Source organism: Lentzea sp. NBRC 102530 (assembly GCF_030269365.1).
Lineage (GTDB): Bacteria > Actinomycetota > Actinomycetes > Mycobacteriales > Pseudonocardiaceae > Lentzea.
This window is the reverse complement of the sequence record NZ_BSTF01000002.1, coordinates 81,264-100,949: the sequence shown is the minus strand read 5'-3', so window position 1 is coordinate 100,949 and position 19,686 is coordinate 81,264. Positions and strand designations below refer to the sequence as shown.

The 19,686-nt window shown below is 73.9% G+C and carries 1 protein-coding gene; it reads right to left on the bottom strand.

Annotation, left to right across the window (positions count from 1 at the left end; translation table 11 throughout):
• Positions 1–36: 36 nt before the first annotated feature.
• Positions 37–19,659: a type I polyketide synthase gene (locus tag QSK25_RS04165; RefSeq protein ID WP_285633070.1), complete on the bottom strand. Its 19,623-nt coding sequence runs from the start codon at positions 19,657–19,659 to the stop codon at positions 37–39.
• Positions 19,660–19,686 lie beyond the last annotated feature (27 nt).

Genomic DNA, 19,686 nt, shown 5'->3' with positions numbered 1-19,686 from the left:
GGTCATCTCCTCGGGCAGCGGCATCGGTCACGTGGGTCATGACAGCTCGTTGTCGAGCAGGTCGAAGAGCTCGTCGGCGGTCACGGAGGCCAGGTCGTCCTCGGTCACTTCCGCGGAAGCCCCCGAGTCCCACTCGGCGAGCAGGGAACGCAGCCTCTCGGCCACGTGCCGCCGTTCGGTCTCGTCCGGCGCGGCCGTCGCGAGCGCGGCGGCCAGCCGGTCCAGTTCGGTGTGCACCGGCGAAGCCACGTCCTCGGCGGGCACGACCGTGCCGAGGTGCTGGGCGAGTGCGTTCGGTGACGGGTAGTCGAAGATCAGCGTGGCCGGCAGGCGCACCCCGATCGCGGCGCTGACCTGGTTGCGGAACTCGACGGCGGTGAGCGAGTCGAAGCCCAGCTCCAGGAAGCCCCTGCCGGGTTCGACCGCCGTGTGGGAGTCGTAGCCGAGCACCGCGGCGGCGTGGCCGCGGACCAGGTCGAGCAGGGCCTTGTCGCGGTCCGCACCGGTCAGTCCGGCGAGCTTGCCCGCCGCCGATGCCTCGCTGACCGCTTCGGTGGCCCGGCGGGCGGGCACGCGGACCAGGCCGCGCAGCAGCGGTGCGAGCGTCCCGGCCGCGGCCTGCGTGCGCAGGACGGCGGTGTCGAGGTTGATCGGCACCAGCCCGGCGAGGTCGTGGCCGAGCGCGATGTCGAACAGCCCCAGGCCTTCCGCCGGGGTCAGCGGCGCGACGCCGGCACGGGCCATGCGCTGGAGGTCGGCCTCGGTGAGGTCGGCGTCCATGCCGCCCGAGCTGGCCCACAGCCCCCACGCGACCGAGGTCGCGGCCAGTCCGGCCGACTTCCGGTGCTGGGCCAGGGCGTCCAGGTAGGCGTTCGCCGCGGCGTAGTTGCCCTGGCCCGCGGCGCCGAAGACACCACCGGTCGAGGAGAACAGGACGAACGCGGTGAGGTCCAGGTCGCGGGTCAGCTCGTGCAACACCTGCGCGGCGTCGGCCTTCGGCCGCAGCACGCGGTCGAACTGGTCGGCGGTGAGCGAGGCGATCGTGCCGTCGTCCAGCACACCGGCGGTGTGCACGACGGCGGTCAGCGGGTGCTCGGCCGGCACCGCGGCCAGCAGCCCGGCCACGGCGGCGCGGTCGGCGACGTCGCAGGCGACGAAGTCCACCGCGGCACCGCTCGCCACCAGCCGGTCGCGCAGGTCCTCCGCACCGGGCGCGGCCAGGCCGCGCCTGCTGGTGAGGACCAGGTGGCGCACCCCGTGCCGGGTGACGAGGTGCTCGGCCACCAGCCCTCCGAGCGTGCCCGTGGCACCCGTGACGAGCACGGTCCCGTCCGGGTCGAGCACGGCCGGCTGCTCCGGCGCGGCCGCCCTGGCGAGCCTCGGGGTGAACGCGGCACCGTCGCGCAGCGCCAGTTCCTGCTCGCCGGCGGCCAGTGCGGCGGTCAACGCCTGGTAGGAGCTGTCCGCCTCGTCCAGGTCGACGAGGACGAACCGGCCGGGGTTCTCGGCCTGCGCCGAGCGGACCAGGCCACGCGCGGCGGCACCGGCCAGGTCGGCGACGTCGTCACCGGCCCCGACCGCGACCGCGTTGCGGGTGACCAGCACCAGGTGCGAGTCGTGCTCCTCGGTCAGCCACGTGCGGAGCAGGTCGAGCACCCCCGCCGTGACCGCGCGGACCGATCCGTCCTGGGCCGTCGTGCAGGACACGAAGACGACGTCGGCGTCGGCGGCGGGCACCAGGTGCACGCCTGCGGCTTCGAGGCCGGCACCCACCTTGAGCTCGTCGTTGCCGAGCACGGCGTACTGCACACCGGGCTCCGGCGTGCCGGGCGTGACCGGGGTCCACTCGACCCGGTACAGCGACTCGACGTTCCCGGCGGAACCGGTGAGCTGCTCGGCCGAGATCGCCCGCAGGGCAAGGGAGTCCACCGACGCCACCGGAGCACCGGTGCCGTCGGCGAGCTGGAGGGCCACGGACTCACCGGTCGCGGTCAGCCTGACCCGCACCGACTTCGCGCCCGTGGAGTGCAGCCGGACCCCGCCCCAGGCGAACGGCAGGAGCGCGCCGCCGGAGAGCAGGCCGCCCGCGCCGATGGCGTGCAGCGTGGCGTCCAGCAGGGCCGGGTGGAGGCCGTAGCCGTCGGTGTCCACCGTGCCGGGCAGCGACACCTCGGCGAACACCTCGTCACCGCTGCGCCAGGCCGCGGTGAGGCCCTGGAACAACGGCCCGTAGCCGAACCCGGCGTCCGCGAACCCGTCGTAGGTCCCCGTCACGTCGATCTGCTCGGCGCCGGCCGGCGGCCACTGGGTCAGCTCGAAGCCCGCGTCCTGCGACTCCGTCAGCGCGCCGACGGCGTGCCGCGTCCACGGCTCTTCGCCGACGCGGCTGTGCACCGCGACCGGTCGCACGCCGGACTCCGGCGCGCCGACCACGACCTGCAGCTGGACCGACCCGGTGCGCGGCAGCACCAGCGGCGCCTGCAGCGTCAGCTCGTCCAGCGTGCCGCAGCCGACCTGCTCACCGGCGTGCAGTGCGAGTTCCACGAAGGCCGTGCCGGGCAACAGGACCACGTCGTGGACCTCGTGCTCGGCGAGCCACGGGTGGGTCTCCAGGGAGAGCCTGCCGGTGAACAGGAAGCCGTCGGAGTCCACCAGCGGCACGGCCGCGCCGAGCAGCGGGTGGCCGGCCGAGTCCAGTCCGGCGGACGAGACGTCGACCGCGACGGCCGCGTCCTCCAGCCAGTAGCGGGAGGTCTGGAACGCGTAGGTGGGCAGCTCGGCCTGACGGGTGGCGCGTCCGGCGAAGAACGCCCGCCAGTCCACGGAGATGCCGCGGACGTGCAGCTCGCCGATCGCCGCGGTGAGCGTGGCGACCTCGGCGCGGTCCCTGCGCAGCACCGGCACCGCGGTCACGTCGGCCTCGGCGGCCATCGCGGTGAGCACCCCGTCCGGGCCGACCTCGACGAAGGTCGTCACCCCAAGACCGGTCAGCGCGGTGAGCGCGTCGGCGAACCGGACGGCGTCGCGGACGTGGCGGACCCAGTGCTCCGGGGACGTCACCTCCCCCGCCATCGGGATCCGCGGCGCCGAGTAGGTCAGGCCTTCGGCGACCTGGCGGAACTCGTCCAGCATCGGGTCCATCAGCGGCGAGTGGAACGCGTGCGACACCCGCAGCCGCTTGGTCTTGAAGCCCTGCTCCGAGAGCTGTCCCGCCACGGAGAGGACCGCGTCCTCGTCGCCGGCGACGACCACGGACCGCGGCCCGTTGACGGCGGCGATCGAGACGCCCTCGGTCAGCAGCGGCGCCACGTCGGACTCGGCCGCACGGATGGAGATCATCAGGCCGCCGGGCGGCAGCGCCTGCATGAGCCGGCCGCGGGCGGCGACGAGCGTCGTCGCGTCGTCCAGCGAGAGCACCCCGGCGACGTGCGCGGCGGCGAGCTCACCGATCGAGTGGCCCGCCACGTGGTCGGCGTGCACCCCCCAGCTCTCGAGGAGCCGGAAGAGCGCCACCTCGACGGCGAACAACGCGGGCTGCGTCATCCCGGTCTGGTCCAGCGCTTCCGCGTCGGTGCCGAACACGACGTCGCGCACCGGCTCGGAGAACCGGTCGCACACCGCGTCGAAGGCCTGGGCGAACACCGGGAAGGCGTCGTAGAGCTCGCGGCCCATGCCGAGCCGCTGGCTGCCCTGACCGGTGAACAGGAACGCCACCTTGCCCGCGTTGTCGGAGGTGCCGGTGCTCGCGTCGAAGGCGCTCAGCTTGTCCAGCAGCTCGGCCTGGGACCCGGCGACGACGGCCGCGCGGTGCTCCAGCGCCGCACGGCGCGTGGCCAGGGTTGCGGCGGCCTCGACCAGGTCGAAGTCCGGGTTCGCCGTGATGTGCGCGTGCAGCTGGGCCGCCTGCGCCTTCAGGGCTTCCTCGCCGCGGGCCGACAGCAGCACCGGGACCACCTGCTCGGTGATCGCCGGGACGGCCGGGGCGGCCTCGGCGGGGGCCTGCTCGATGATCGCGTGGGCGTTGGTGCCGCTGATGCCGAACGACGAGACGGCGGCACGGCGCGGACGGCCGGTCTCCGGCCAGTCGCGCGGCTCGGTCAGCAGCTCGACCTCGCCCGCGGTCCAGTCGATGTGCGGGGACGGCGCGTCGACGTTGAGGGTCTTCGGCAGCACGCCGTGGCGCATCGCCTCGACCATCTTGATCACGCCCGCGACACCCGCGGCGGCCTGGGTGTGGCCGATGTTGGACTTGATCGAGCCGAGCCACAGCGGCTCGTCGCCCGCACGTTCCCGGCCGTAGGTGGCCAGCAGGGCCTGCGCCTCGATCGGGTCGCCCAGCGTGGTGCCGGTGCCGTGCGCCTCGACGACGTCCACATCGGACGCTCCGAGCCGCGCGTTGGCCAGCGCCTGGCGGATCACCCGCTGCTGCGAGGGACCGTTGGGGGCGGTGAGGCCGTTGGAGGCGCCGTCCTGGTTCACGGCGGTGCCGCGCACGATGGCGAGCACCGGGTGGCCGTTGCGGCGGGCGTCGGACAGGCGCTCGACGAGCAGCAGGCCGGCGCCCTCGCCCCAGGCCGTGCCGTCGGCGCCCGCGGCGAACGACTTGACCCGGCCGTCGGCGGCCAGGCCGCGCTGACGGGCGAACGAGGTGAACGTGCCGGGCGACGGCATCACCGTGACGCCACCGGCCAGGGCCAGGTCGCACTCCCCGCTGCGCAGCGCCTGCACCGCGAGGTGCAGGGCCACCAACGACGACGAGCACGCCGTGTCGACCGTGACGGCCGGGCCCTCCAGCCCGAACGTGTAGGCGACGCGGCCGGAGACGACGCTGGCGGAGTTGCCGGTGCCGACGAAGCCCTCGACCTCGGCCGGGATCATGGTGAGGCGCGACGCGTAGTCGTAGTACATGACGCCGGCGAAGACACCGGTCTTGCTGCCGCGCACGGCGGTCGGGTCGATGCCCGCCCGTTCGAACGTCTCCCACGCGGTCTCCAGCAGCAGTCGCTGCTGGGGGTCGGTGGCGATCGCCTCACGCGGGCCCATCCCGAAGAACGCCGGGTCGAACTGCGCGGCGTCGTGCAGGAAGCCGCCTTCGCGGGCGTAGGTCGTGCCGGGGACGTCCGCGTCGTCGTCGAACAGGTTCTCCAGGTCCCAGCCGCGGTCGGCCGGGAACGGCGAGATGCCGTCGCGACCGGCGACCACCAGGTCCCACAGCTGTTCCGGGGTGCGCACGCCACCGGGGTAGCGGCAGCTCATCGCGACGATCGCGATGGGCTCGTCGTCGACGACCTTGGCCGCGCGGACCTCGACGGCCGGGGTGTCGTCGGCGCCGAACATCTCGGCGACGAGGTGGTCGGCCAGCACGGCGGCGTTCGGGTAGTCGAAGACCAGCGTGGCGGGCAGGCGCATCCCGGTGACGGCGTTGAGGCCGTTGCGGAGCTCGACCGCGGTGAGCGAGTCGAAGCCCAGTTCCTTGAACGCCCTGGCGGCAGGCACGGCGTCCGGCGAGTCGTAGCCGAGCACGGCCGCGACCTGCGTGCGGACCAGCTCCAGCACGGCCTCGGCGCGCTGAGGCCCTGCCAGCTCGGCGAGGCCGAGGCGGGCGGCGGAGTCGGCGGCCCGCGCGGCCCGGCGGGCCGGGCGGACGAGACCTTGCAGGATCACCGGCACCGCCGGGTAGGTGCGCAGCACCGCGAGGTCCAGGTTCACCGGCACGAGGCAGGCCTCGCCGGTGGCCAGTGCGGCGTCGAACAGCGCCAGGCCGTCCACGGTGGACAGCGTGCCGATGCCGCCCCTCCCGGCGCGGTCGGTGGCCATGCCGGTGTCGGTCTGCCACAGGCCCCAGGCCAGTGAGGTGGCTTCGAGGCCGTGGGCCCGGCGGTGCTGGGCGAGGCCGTCGAGGTAGGCGTTGGCGGCGGCGTAGTTCGCCTGGCCCGCCGTGCCGTAGGTGCCGGAGAGCGAGGAGAACAGCACGAACATCGCCAGGTCGCCGGTCAGCTCGTGCAGGTGGCGGGCGGCCTCGGCCTTGGGCAGGGCCACCGCGTCCAGCCGCTCGGGGGTGAGCGATTCGAACGTGCCGTCGTCCAGGACACCCGCGGTGTGCACGACACCGGTGAGCGGGTGCTCGGCGGGCACGGCCGCGAGGAGCTGCTCGACGGCGGCGCGGTCGGCGACGTCGCAGGCCGCGAACGTCGGCGTGGCACCGAGTTCGAGCAGTTCGGTGGCCAGCTCGGTGGCGCCGGGCGCGTCCACGCCGCGCCTGCTGACGAGCAGCAGGTTCGTGACGCCGTGCTCGGTCACCAGGTGCTTGGCGACGAGGCCGCCCAGGGCGCCGGTGGCGCCGGTGATCAGGACGGTGCCGGCCGGGTCGAGCTCGCGCCGTTCCCCGGCGGGCTCGGTGACCCGGGCCAGGCGCGGCACGGAGACGGTCCCGGCACGCAACGCCAGCTGCGGCGCGCCACCGGCCAGAGCGGCCGGCAACGCGATCTGCGACGAGTCCGTGCCGTCGAGGTCGGCGAGCACGAACCGGTCGGGGTTCTCGGTCTGGGCGGAACGGATCAGGCCCCACACCGCGGAGGCGTTCAGGTCGGTGACGTCCTCACCGGCCGTCGTGGCGACGGCGCCGGTGGTGGCGAACACCAGCCGGCTCTCGGCGAAGCGGTCGTCCGCGAGCCAGGTCTGCGCCAGGGCGAGCGCCTGCCGCGCGTCGGCGGGCCGCGTCAGAACGAAGTCCGGCACGTCGGTGAGCGACTGGACGTCCTCGACGGACACCTCGGAGAACGACGCCTCGGCGTCGCCGAGCGACACCGTCCGCCAGTCGACGCGGAACAGCGAGTCGTGGTGCGACTGGGTGTTCACCGCCTCGGCGGACACCTCGCGCAGCACCAGCGACTCGACGTGCGCGACCGGGGCGCCGGTCTGGTCGGCCACGGCGAGGGTGATGCCCTCGCCCCGGCCGCGCGTCAGCTTGACCCGCAGGGCGGTGGCGCCGACCGCGTGCAGCGAGACGCCGGACCAGGCGAACGGGATGCGCGCCTTGTCGCCGCCGGGCAGCAGGCCGCCGAACCGGGTGGCGTGCAGCGCGGCGTCGAGCAGGGCCGGGTGCAGGTCGAAGCCGGTGCCCTCGGCGGGCAGCGCGACCTCCGCGTACACCTCGTCGCCCGCGACCCAGACGCCCGTCAGGCCCTGGAACGCCGGGCCGTAGCCGTAGCCCGAGTCGGCCATCGACTCGTAGAAGCCGGTCAGGTCGACGGGTTCCCCGGCGGGCGGCCACTCGGTGAGGCTGGTCCGCGCGCCGTCGCCGGTGGCGAGCGAGCCGCTCGCGTGCCGGGTCCACGGGCCGTCGGCGACGCTGGAGTGCACCTGCAGCGACCGGCGGCCGTGCTCGTCGGCCGCGCCGACGGTGAGCTGGATCGCGACGTCGCCGTCGATCGCCAGCGGTGCTTCGAGGGTGAGCTCCTCGAGCAGGTCGCAGCCGACCTGCTCCCCCGCGTGCAGGGCGAGTTCGACGAACGCGGTGCCGGGCACCAGGACGGAGCCGAGCACGACGTGGTCGGCGAGCCACGGCTGGGTGTCCGTCGACAGGCGGCCGGTGAGGACGAGGCCGTCCCCCTCCGCGAGCGACAGGGCCGCGCCGAGCATCGGGTGACCGACCTCGCGCAGGCCGATGGCCGTGACGTCGGCCCAGCCCTGAGCGGGGCTCGGCCAGAAGCTCTCGTGCTGGAAGGCGTAGGTCGGCAGCTCGACGCGGCGGGCGCCGGAGCCGGCGAAGAACGCGGGCCAGTCGATCGCGACGCCCCGCACGTGCAGGGAGCCGACGGCCTTGACGAGCGCCGTCGCCTCGGGACGGTCGGCGCGCAGCGCGGGCACCAGGACGGCGCCGGTGACGCTCTCGGCGCCCATCGCGGTCAGCACCGCGTCCGGGCCCAGCTCCAGGAACGTCGTGACACCACGGCTTTCGAGGTCCTGCACGGTGGCCGCGAACCGCACGGCCTCCCGGACGTGGCGGACCCAGTGCTCGGGGTTGGTGACGTCGCCGAGCATCCCGATCCGGGGCTCGCTGAACGTCAGCTTCGAGACCACGGCGCGGAAGTCGTCCAGCATCGGGTCCATCAACGGCGAGTGGAACGCGTGCGACACGGCCAGACGCTTCGACTTCCGGTCCGGGAACTGCGCGATCACCTGCTGCACAGCGGCTTCCTCACCGGCGACCACGACGGACGAAGGTCCGTTGACGGCGGCCAGCGACACCAGATCGGACAGGTGGGGCGTGACCTCGTCCTCGGTCGCCTGCAACGCGACCATCGCGCCACCCTCGGGCAACGCCTGCATCAGCCGCGCCCGTGCACTGATCAACGTCGCCGCGTCTTCCAGCGACAGCACGCCGGAGACGTGCGCGGCAGCGATCTCACCGATCGAGTGGCCCGCCAGGAAGTCCGGTCGCACACCCCACGACTCGACGAGCCGGTACAGCGCCACCTCCAGCGCGAAGATCGCCGGCTGCGTGAACTCCGTGCGGTCCAGCTCCTCGTCCCGCACGTCCACCAACGCCGCGACCTCGTCAAAAGCCTCGGCGTACACCGGGAACGCGTCGTAGAGCTCGCGTCCCATGCCGAGCCGCTGGCTGCCCTGGCCGGTGAACAGCACGGCCAGCCTGCCCTCGGTCGCCTCGCCGCGCACCAGGTTCGCGTCCTGGGTGCCGCCGGCCAGCGCGGTCAGGCCGCGCACGAGGTCGTCGCGGCCGGTGCCGACCACGGCGGCGCCGTGCTCCAGCCGGGCGCGGGTGGTGGCCGCGGAGAACGCGAGGTCGGTCAGGTCGGCCACGGTGTGCTCGAGGTGGCCGAGCAGCCGTTCGGCCTGCGCCGCCAACGCCTGCGGGGTCTTCGCCGACAGCACCACCGGCAGCACCGGCGAGGAGGCCCGTTCGGTCTGCTCGACCTCGGCCGCCGGAGCCTGCTCGATGATCGTGTGGGCGTTGGTGCCGCTGATGCCGAACGACGACACGGCGGCGCGGCGCGGACGGCCGGTCTCCGGCCAGTCGCGGGCCTCGGTCAGCAGCTCCACCGCGCCGGAGGTCCAGTCGACCTTGGGGGTGGGCGTGTCGACGTGCAGCGTCTTGGGGGCGACGCCGTGCCGGATCGCCATGACCATCTTGATGATGCCGCCGACACCGGCCGCCGACTGGGCGTGGCCGATGTTGGACTTCAGCGAGCCGAGCAGCAGCGGGATCTCGCGGTCCTGGCCGTAGGTGGCGAGCACGGCCTGCGCCTCGATCGGGTCGCCGAGGACGGTGCCCGTGCCGTGCGCCTCGACCACGTCGACGTCCGAAGTGGACAGACCGGCGTTCGCCAGCGCCTGGCGGATCACGCGTTGCTGCGCCGGGCCGTTCGGGGCGGTCAGGCCGTTCGAGGCGCCGTCCTGGTTGATCGCGGAACCGCGGACCACGGCGAGGACCTGGTGGCCGTTGCGCTGGGCGTCCGAGAGCCGCTCGACGAGCAGCATGCCGACGCCCTCGCCCCAGCCGGTGCCGTCCGCGGACTCCGCGAACGCCTTGCAGCGGCCGTCGGTGGCGAGGCCGCGCTGGCGGGAGAACTCGATGAACGTGCCGGGCGTGGACATGATCGTCACACCGCCGGCCAGCGCCATCGTGCACTCGCCGCTGCGCAGCGCCTGGGCCGCGAGGTGCAGTGCCACCAACGACGACGAGCACGCGGTGTCGACCGTGACGGCCGGGCCCTCCAGCCCGAACGTGTAGGCGACGCGGCCGGAGTGGACGCTGGTGATGTTGCCGGTGCCGAGGTAGCCCTCGACGTTGTCGCCGCCCGCGACGAGCAGCGCGGAGTAGTCCTGGTGCGCGGTGCCGGCGAAGACGCCGATCTGCTCGCCGCGCAACGAGGTGGGGTCGATGCCCGCGCGTTCGAAGGCCTCCCAGGAGGTCTCCAGCAGCAGCCGCTGCTGCGGGTCCATCGCGAGGGCCTCACGCGGCGAGATGCCGAAGAACGTCGGGTCGAACTTGCTGATGCCGTCCAGGAAGCCGCCTTCGACGACGTAGGACGAACCCTTGCTGTCCGGGTCGGCGTCGAACAGGGCGCCCGCGTCCCAGCCGCGGTCGGCCGGGAACGGCGAGATCGCGTCGCGGCCCTCGTCGACGAGCTGCCAGAGCTGCTCGGGCGTGGTGACCCCGCCGGGGAAGCGGCAGGACATCGCGACGATCGCGATCGGTTCGTCGTCCACCGGGGTGTTGGCCGTGACGACCGCGCGGCTCGTGCTCGCGCCGCCCAGTTCCCCGTCGAGGTACTCGGCGAGCGCGGCCGGGCTCGGGTAGTCGAAGGCGAGCGTGGCGGGCAGCGCCAGGCCCGTCTCGGCGGTGAGCCGGTTGCGCAGTTCCACCGCGGTCAGCGAGTCGAAGCCCAGCTCGCGGAACGAGCGGGTGCTCGACACGTCGTCGGCGGAGGCGTAACCGCAGACCAGAGCGGCCTGGGTGCGCACGAGCTCCAGCAGGGCGCGCGCCCTGTCCTGGGCGGACAGTCCGGCGAACGCGGAGTTCTGCGCCACCTCGGCCGGCGCGTCCTGGGTGAGGGCCGCCTGGACCTCGGGCAGGTCGCTGATCAGCGGGCTGGGGCGCAGCGTCGTGAAGATCTGGCCGAACTTGGCCCAGTCGATGTCCGCGACGGCGACGGCGGTGTCGTCGTGCCGGATCGCCTGGCGCAACGCGGTCAGCGCGGAGTCCGGGTTCATCGGCGTGACGCCGCGGCGGCGCAGCTGCTCCCCCGCCTCGCCGTCGGCCATACCGCCGTCCGCCCAGGCACCCCAGCCGACCGACAGCGCGGTCAGGCCGCGGGCGCGGCGGGCCGACGCGAGGGCATCGAGGTAGGCGTTCGCGGCGGCGTAGGCGGACTGGCCGCCACTGCCCCACGTGCCGGCGATCGAGGAGAACAGCACGAACGCGTCGACCTCGCCGACGAGCTCGTCGAGGTGCCTCGCGCCGTCGACCTTGGGGGCCAGCAGGGTCGCGAAGTCCGCCTGGTCGTACTCGGCGATCGGCGTGAAGTGTTCGGCGCCCGCGGCGTGGATGACGGCGTCGGGCGGGTACTGCGCCACGAGGGCGGCCACGGAGTCGCGGTCGGCCACGTCGCACGCGGCGAGCGTGACCCGGACACCGCGCTGTTCGAGCGCGGCGGCCAGGTCGGCGGCGCCGGGCGCGTCCGGACCGCGGCGGGACGTGAGCACCAGGTGCTCCGCGCCCGCCTCGGCGAGCCAGTGGGCGACCCGTGCGCCGAGCGCACCGGTGCCGCCGGTGACGAGCACGGTGCCGCGCGGTGCGAAGCCGCCTGCGGCGTCCGCGATTCCGGCGTGGGCGAGGCGGCGGGCGAAGACGCCGGTGCCGCGCAGGGCGACCTGGTCCTCGGTGCCGGCGAGCACGGCGGCCAGCCGCTCGTACCCGCGCTGGTCGAGCTCCTCGGGAAGGTCGACCAGACCGCCCCAGCGGTCCGGGTGCTCCAGTCCGGCGACCATGCCGAGGCCCCAGATGGTGGCCTGGTCCGGTGCCGCGACCGCGTCCGCACGACCGGTCGCGACGGCGCCGCGGGTCGTGCACCACAGCGGTGCGGTGAGCCCGGCGTCGGCGTGCGCCTGCACCAGGGCGAGCACCTCGGCGACGTCCGTGCTGGTGGAGAGCACGCCGTCGATCGCGCCGGCGGACTCCAGCCTGGTCCTCGATTCCGCGCGGTCGGCAGAGGCCTCGACGCGGACGATCTCGACGCCAGGAAGGGCGAGTTCGCGCGGCCCGACGACGAGCCAGCGACCGGTGGCGGTGGCGGTCCCGGTCTGGACGTGCCGCCACTCGATCCGGTAGCGCCAGCCCTCCACAGTGGACTCTGCGCGACGGCTCCTGCGCCACTGCGCGAGGGCCGGGACGATCCCGCCGACCTCGTCGACGGGCAGAGACAACGACTTCGCGAACGACTCCAGGTCCTCGCGGTCGACGGTCTCCCAGAACCGGGCTTCGAGGTCGTCGACCCCGGCGGCCACGACCGGCCGTTCCAGCCAGTACTGCTGGTGCTGGAACGCGTAGGTGGGCAGGTCGACGCGGCGGGCGCCGGTACCGGCGAAGAACCCGGCCCAGTCGACGCGGACGCCACGGGCGTGCAGCGCGCCGAGCGCGGTCACGATCGCCTTGGCCTCCGGGCGGTCCCTGCGCAGACCCGCGATCAGCTTCGCGTCCTTGACGCTGTCCGCGGCCATCGCGGTCAGCACGCCGTCGGGGCCGATCTCCAGGAACGTCCGCACGCCCTGGGCTTCCAGGGTGGTGACGGCGTCGGCGAACCGGACGGTGCCGCGGACGTGGCTCACCCAGTACTCCGGGTTCGTCACGTCACCGGGCATCGAGATCTTGGGCTCGTGGAACGCCAGCTGCGAGACCACCGCGCGGAAGTCGTCCAGCATCGGGTCCATGAGTGGCGAGTGGAACGCGTGGGAGACGTTGAGCTGCTTGGACTTGCGGTCCGGGAAGCGCGCGACGACCTGCCGCACGGCCCCTTCCTCACCCGCGACCACCACGGACGACGGCCCGTTGATCGCGGCGATCGACACGACGTCGGTGAGGTGCGGTGTGACCTCGTCCTCGGTGGCCTGCAAAGCCACCATCACGCCGCCCTCGGGCAGCGCCTGCATGAGCCGGGCGCGGGCGTTGATCAACGTGGCGGCGTCTTCGAGCGACAGCACGCCGGAGACGTGGGCCGCGGCGATCTCGCCGATGGAGTGACCGGCCAGGAAGTCCGGCTTGACGCCCCACGACTCGACGAGCCGGTACAGCGCGACTTCCAGCGCGAAGATCGCGGGCTGCGCGAACTCCGTGCGGTCCAGCTGGTCGTCCTGGATGTCCACCAGAGCGGCGACCTCGTCGTACGCCTTGGCGAACACCGGGTAAGCGGCGTGCAGCTCGCGGCCCATGCCGGCCCGCTGGCTGCCCTGCCCCGTGAAGAGGAACGCGAGCCTGCCGGGCACGACTGCGTCCCGGATCGCCAGGTCGCGCAGGCCGTCGAGGAGTTCGGCGTGGTCCGTGGCGACCACGACGGCGCGGTGCTCCAGGTGCGCGCGGGTGGTGGCGGCGGAGAACGCGAGGTCCGTCAGGTCGACGCCGGTCAGGGCCGCCAGGTTCGCGGCCTGGTCGCGCAACGCCTCGGCCGACCTGGCCGACAGCACCACTGGGGTGACCGGCGGCGCGACGCGGGGTGCGGCGGTGGTCTTCTCGGCGGGCGCCTGCTCGATGATCGTGTGCGCGTTGGTGCCGCCGATGCCGAAGGACGACACACCGGCGCGGCGCGGACGGCCGGTCTCCGGCCAGTCCCGCTGCTCGGTGAGCAGCTCGACGGAGCCGGCGGTCCAGTCGACGTGCGGCGTCGGCGCGTCGGTGTGCAGCGTCTTGGGCAGCACGCCGTGCTGCATCGCGAGCACCATCTTGATGACGCCCGCGGCACCCGCGGCGGCCTGCGTGTGGCCGAGGTTCGACTTGAGCGCGCCCAGCAGCAGCGGGGTCTCGCGGTCCTGGCCGTAGGTGGCGAGCAGCGCCTGCGCCTCGATCGGGTCACCGAGCCTCGTGCCGGTGCCGTGCGCCTCGACCACGTCGACGTCCGAAGTGGACAGACCGGCGTCGGTGAGCGCCTGGCGGATCACGCGCTGCTGCGACGGGCCGTTGGGGGCGGTGAGGCCGTTGGACGCACCGTCCTGGTTGACCGCCGTGCCGCGGACCACGGCGAGGACCTGGTGGCCGTTGCGGCGCGCGTCGGACAGCCGCTCCACGAGCAGCAGGCCGACGCCCTCCGACCAGCTCGCACCGTCGGCCGCGGCCGCGAACGGCTTGCAGCGGCCGTCGGCCGCCATGCCGCCCTGGCTCGCGAAGTCGACGAACACGCCGGGCGTGGACATCACCGCGACGCCGCCGACCAGGGCCATGTCGCACTCGCCGGCACGCAGCGCGCGGACGGCCATGTGCAGTGCCACCAGCGAGGAGGAGCACGCGGTGTCGATGGTGACCGCGGGGCCTTCCAGGCCGAACGTGTAGGAGATGCGGCCGGACGCCACGCTGCCGGAGTTGCCGGTGCTGAGGTAGCCCGACACCTCCTCCGGGATCGTGGTGAGTCCGTTGACGTAGTCGTGGTACATCAGTCCGGTGTAGACACCCGTGCGGCTGCCGCGCAGCGTCGCCGGGTCGATGCCGGCGCGCTCGAACGTCTCCCAGGACACCTCCAGCAGCTGGCGCTGCTGGGGGTCCATCGCGAGGGCCTCGCGCGGCGTGATGCCGAAGAAGGACGAGTCGAACTCGCTGGCGTTGTGCAGGAAACCGCCCTCGTCGGAGTCCGTGACGAGGCGCAGCAGGTCGATGTCCCAGCCGCGGTCGGTCGGGAACGGCGAGATGGCGTCGACGCCCTCGGTCATCACCCGCCACAGGTCCTCCGGCGAGCCGATGCCGCCGGGGAAGCGGCAGGCCATCGACACGATCGCCATCGGTTCGTCGGTGGTGGCGCGGGCGGTCGTGGCGACCACCTCGGGCGCGGTGCCGAGCAGTTCACCGCAGAGGAACTCGGTCAGCACCGCGGCGGTCGGGTAGTCGAACACCAGGGTGGCGGGCAGCTTCAGGCCGGTCGCGGCGCCCAGCTGGTTGCGCAGCTCGACGGCGGTCAGCGAGTCGAAGCCGAGCTCCTTGAACGCCCGGTCCGGAGCCACCTCGGCGGGCGAGGAGTAGCCGAGCACGGCGGCGACGTAGGCGCAGACGATCTCCAGCACCTCGGAGACGCGTTCCTGGGCGGGCAACGCCATGATCCGGCCCACCAGACCGGCCACGGCCGCCTCGTCGGCGGCGCGGGCGCGGCGCCGGGTCGGCGTGCGGACCAGGCCGCGCCACAAGCGCGGCACCGTGCCGTCGCCCGCGCGCAACGCGCTGAGCGTGACGCGCACGGGCAGCAGGAGTTCGTGGCCGGTGCCCAGCGCCGCGTCGAACAGGGCCAGGCCCTCGTCGTCGGTCAGCGCGTGGAAACCGCCGCGGGCCAGGCGTTCCTGGCCGCCCGCGCCCATCGCGGCGGACAGACCGCTCGCGCGCTCCCACAGGCCCCAGGCCAGCGACGTGGCGGGGCGGCCGGTCGCGCGGCGGTGCGCGGTCAGGGCGTCGAGGAAGGCGTTGGCGGCGGCGTAGTTGCCCTGGCCGGGCGAGCCGAGCACGCCCGCGGCCGAGGAGAAGGAGACGAACAGCGCGAGGTCGTCGCCGGAGGTCAGTTCGTGCAGGTGCCAGGCGGCGTCGGCCTTGGGGGCCAGCACGGCGTCGATCCGCTCGGGCGTGAGCGACGCCAGCACCCCGTCGTCCAGGACACCGGCGGCGTGCACGACACCGGTGAGCGGGCGTTCCTGCCGGATGCCGTCCAGCACCGCGGAAAGCGCGTCCCGGTCGGCCGCGTCGCAGGCGACGACGTAGGCGTCCGCGCCGAGTTCGGTCAGCTCGCGGACCAGGTCGAGGGCTCCGGCGGCGGCGTTGCCCTGGCGCGAGGTCAGCACCAGGTGACGCACGCCGTGCTCGGTGACGAGGTGCTGGGCGATCAGGCCGCCCAGCACGCCGGTGCCGCCCGTGACGAGCACGGCACCCTCGGGGTCGAGCGCCGGGCGGTCGACCACGGACGTGGGCTTGGCGAGCCGGGGCGCGGACACCGCGCCGTCACGGATCACCAGTTCGGACTCGTCGGCGGCCAGCGCGGTGGCCAGTGCCGCCTCGGAGGAGGCCAGGCCGTCGGTGTCGACCAGCACGAACCGGCCGGGGTTCTCGGACTGCGCCGAGCGCACCAGGCCGCGGGCCGTGGCGGCGGCGAGGTCGGTGACGTCCTCGCCGGGCAGGGCGACCGCGCCGGTCGTCACGAGCACCAGACGCTCGTCGTGGTCCTCGGACAGCCAGTCCTGCAGGGTCCGCAGGACGGAGTGGGTGGTGGCGTGCACGGCGTCCAGGCCGTCGCCGCCGTTGATCGGGTGCACGACGAACTCGCCGGCATCGTCACCACCGGCCACGACGGGCACCCAGGTGAGCTGGAACAGCGCGTCCGGCGCGGTGACGCGGAGCTGCTCGGCCGAGATCGGCCGCAGCACCAGCGATCCGACGGCCGCGGCCGCCTGCCCGCTGCCGTCCGCCACCAGCAGCGACACCGCGTCGGTGCCGGCACGGGTCATCCGGACCCGCAGCGAGGTCGCACCGCTGGAGAGCAGTTCCACGTCGTTCCACGAGAACGGCAGGTAGGGGCCGTCCTCCGCGCCGAGGAAACCGCTGTGCGCCAGGGCGTGCAGCGCCGCGTCGAGCAGCGCGGGGTGCAGGCCGAAGCCGGTGACGTCGGTGCCCTCGGGCAGTTCGGCCTCGGCGTAGACGGTCTCGCCGTCCCGCCAGACCGCGCGCAGGCCCTGGAACACCGGACCGTAGTGCAGGCCGGAGGCGGCGAGCGCGTCGTACGAGCCGGTGAGGTCGACCTCTTCGGCGTTCGCGGGCGGCCACTCGGTCAGGTCGTCGACGGCGGCCGTGGTGGCCGGGGCCAGCACACCGGAGGCGTGGCGGGTCCACGTGCCGTCGTCGGGGCGGCTGGAGACGGTGAACGTGCGCCGCCCGGACTGGTCGGCCTCGGCGACGGCGAGCTGCAGCTGGACGCCGCCGTGGGCGGGGAGCACCAGCGGGGCGCGCAGGGTCAGCTCGTCGAGCGCCCCGCAGCCCACGTGGTCGCCCGCGCGGACGGCGAGGTCGACGAAGGCCGTGCCGGGCACGAAGACCAGGCCCGACACGACGTGGTCGGCGAGCCACGGATGGGTGCTCGCCGAGATGCGGCCGGTGAACAGCACACCGCCGTCGTCGGGCAACTCGACCACCGCGCCGAACAGGGGGTGGTCGACCTCGCCGAGGCCGGCGGAGGTCACGTCGACGACGGCCGTGCCGTCGCCGGTCAGCCAGTAGCGGCGGCGCTGGAAGGCGTAGGTGGGCAACGGGATCCGGCGCGCGCCCGGCAACATCGACGCCCAGTCGACCGGCAGGCCGCGGACGTACGCCTGAGCCACCGAGTTGAGCAGCCGGGGCAGGCCGCCCTCGTCGCGGCGCAGCGACCCGACCACGACCGCGTCGGTGCCGGTGTCGTCGATGACGTCCTGCACGGACATGGTGAGCACCGGGTGCGGGCTCATCTCCAGGAAGAACCGGTGGCCGCTCGCGACGAGCGCGCGCACGCCCTGCTCGAACTCGACCGTCTCGCGCAGGTTCGTGTACCAGTACTCGGCGTCGAGCGCGGTGCCGTCGACCAGCTGACCGGTGACCGTGGACAGGAACGGGATCTCGGCCGCGACCGGCCGGACCGGCGCGAGCGCCGCGGCCATCTCGTCGCGGACGACCTCGACCTGGGCGGAGTGCGAGGGGTAGTCGATCTGGAGCCGGCGGGCGCGGACCTCGTCCGCCTCGCACGAGGCCAGCAGCTCGTCCAGCGCGTCGTTGTCGCCGGACACCACGGTGGCGCGCGGGCCGTTCACCGTGGCGACGGAGATCTTGCCCTCCCACCGGGTCAGGCGCTCGCGCACCTCGTCCACCGGCAGCAGGACCGACACCATGCCGCCGACCCCGGACAACGCGTTCAACGCCTTGCCGCGCAACGCGATCACGCGGGCGGCGTCGTCCAGTGAGAGCGCTCCCGCGACGCACGCGGCGGCGATCTCGCCCTGCGAGCCGCCGATCACGGTCGAGGGCGTGACGCCGAACGAGCGCCACACCTGTGCCAGCGACACCATGACCGCCCACGTCGCGGGCTGCACGACGTCCACCCGGTCGAAGCCCGGAGCGCCGTCGGCCTGGCGCAGCACGTCGGTCAGCGACCAGTCCACGTAGGACGACAGCGCCTGCTCGCACTCGGCCATCCGGGCGCGGAAGACCTCGTTGGTCTCCAGGAGTTCCAGGGCCATGCCGGCCCACTGCGAACCCTGGCCGGGGAACACGAACGCGACCTTGCCGCGCACGTCCGCGACACCCCGGACCACACCGGCGGCGGGGTCGTCGGCGACCAGCCCGCGCAGCCCGGCGACCGGGTCGCCGCCGACGACCACGGCGCGGTGGTCGAACCGGGTGCGGCCCAGCAGGGAGAACGCCAGGTCGGCCGGGTCGGCCTCGGCGGCGGTGGCGGTGAGCCGGTCGGCCTGCGCGCGCAACGCGTCCAGGGTCTTGCCGGAGAGCACCAGCGGCACGACCGGGAGCGCGGGGCGCTGGGCCTGCTCGACCTCGGCCGGCGCCGGGGCCTGCTCGATGATCGTGTGGGCGTTGGTGCCGCTGATGCCGAACGACGACACGGCGGCGCGGCGCGGACGCCCGGTCTCCGGCCACTCGCGGTTGCCGGTCACCAGCTCGACCGCGCCGGAGGACCAGTCGACGTGCGAGGTCGGGTTCTCCGCGTGCAACGTCCTGGGCACGACGCCGTTGCGGATGGCCATGACCATCTTGATGATGCCCGCGACACCCGCGGCGGCCTGGGCGTGGCCGATGTTGGACTTGAACGAGCCCAGCAGCAACGGGATCTCGCGCTGGCGGCCGTAGGTGGCGAGCAGCGCCTGCGCCTCGATCGGGTCGCCGAGCTTGGTGCCGGTGCCGTGCGCCTCGACGACGTCCACGTCGGCCGGCGTGAGCTTGCCGCTCGACAGCGCGTCCTTGATGACGCGTTCCTGAGCGAGGCCGTTGGGGGCGCTCAGCCCGTTGGAGGCGCCGTCCTGGTTGATCGCGCTGCCGCGCACGACGGCGAGGACCTCGTGGCCGTTGCGGCGCGCGTCCGACAGCTTCTCCACGAGCAGCAGGCCGACGCCCTCCGCCCAGCCGGTGCCGTCCGCGTCCTCGGAGAACGCCTTGCAGCGGCCGTCGGTGGCGAGCCCCTTCTGGCGGGAGAACTCGACGAACATGCCGGGCGTGGCCATGACCGCGACACCGCCCGCGAGCGCGAGCGAGCACTCGCCGCTGCGCAGCGCCTGGATGGCGAGGTGCAGCGCCACCAGCGACGAGGAGCACGCGGTGTCGATGGTGACCGCGGGACCTTCCAGGCCCAGCGAGTAGGAGATGCGGCCGGACGCGACGCTGGTCGCGTTGCCGGTCAGCATGTACCCCTCGGCGCCCTCCTCCTCGTCGGAGGACGCGGCGGCGCCGTACTGGTACTGGGCCGCGCCGACGAAGACGCCGGTCTTGCTGCCGCGCAACGTGGCCGGGTCGATGCCCGCGTGCTCCAGCGTCTCCCACGAGGTCTCCAGCAGGATCCGCTGCTGCGGGTCCATCGCCAGCGCCTCGCGCGGGGAGATGCCGAAGAAGCCGGCGTCGAACTCGCCCGCGTCGTGCAGGAACCCGCCGGTGCCGACGTAGGAGGTGCCCGCGGCCTCCTGGTCGTCGTCCACGGTGAGGTCCCAGCCGCGGTCGAGCGGCATGCCGCCGATCGCGTCCCCGCCCGCCTCGACGAACCGGAACAGCTCGTCGGGTGAGGAGATCCCGCCCGGGAACCGGCAGCCCATGCCGACGATGGCGATGGGCTCCTGGCCATCTCGGTCGAGCTCGCGCAGCCTGCGCTTGGCGTCGTCGAGTTCGCTCGTCACCTTTCGCAGGTAGCCGAGGACCTTCTCGTCGTTGGTCATGCGAGTTCGTCTCCTCTAGAGCGGGCA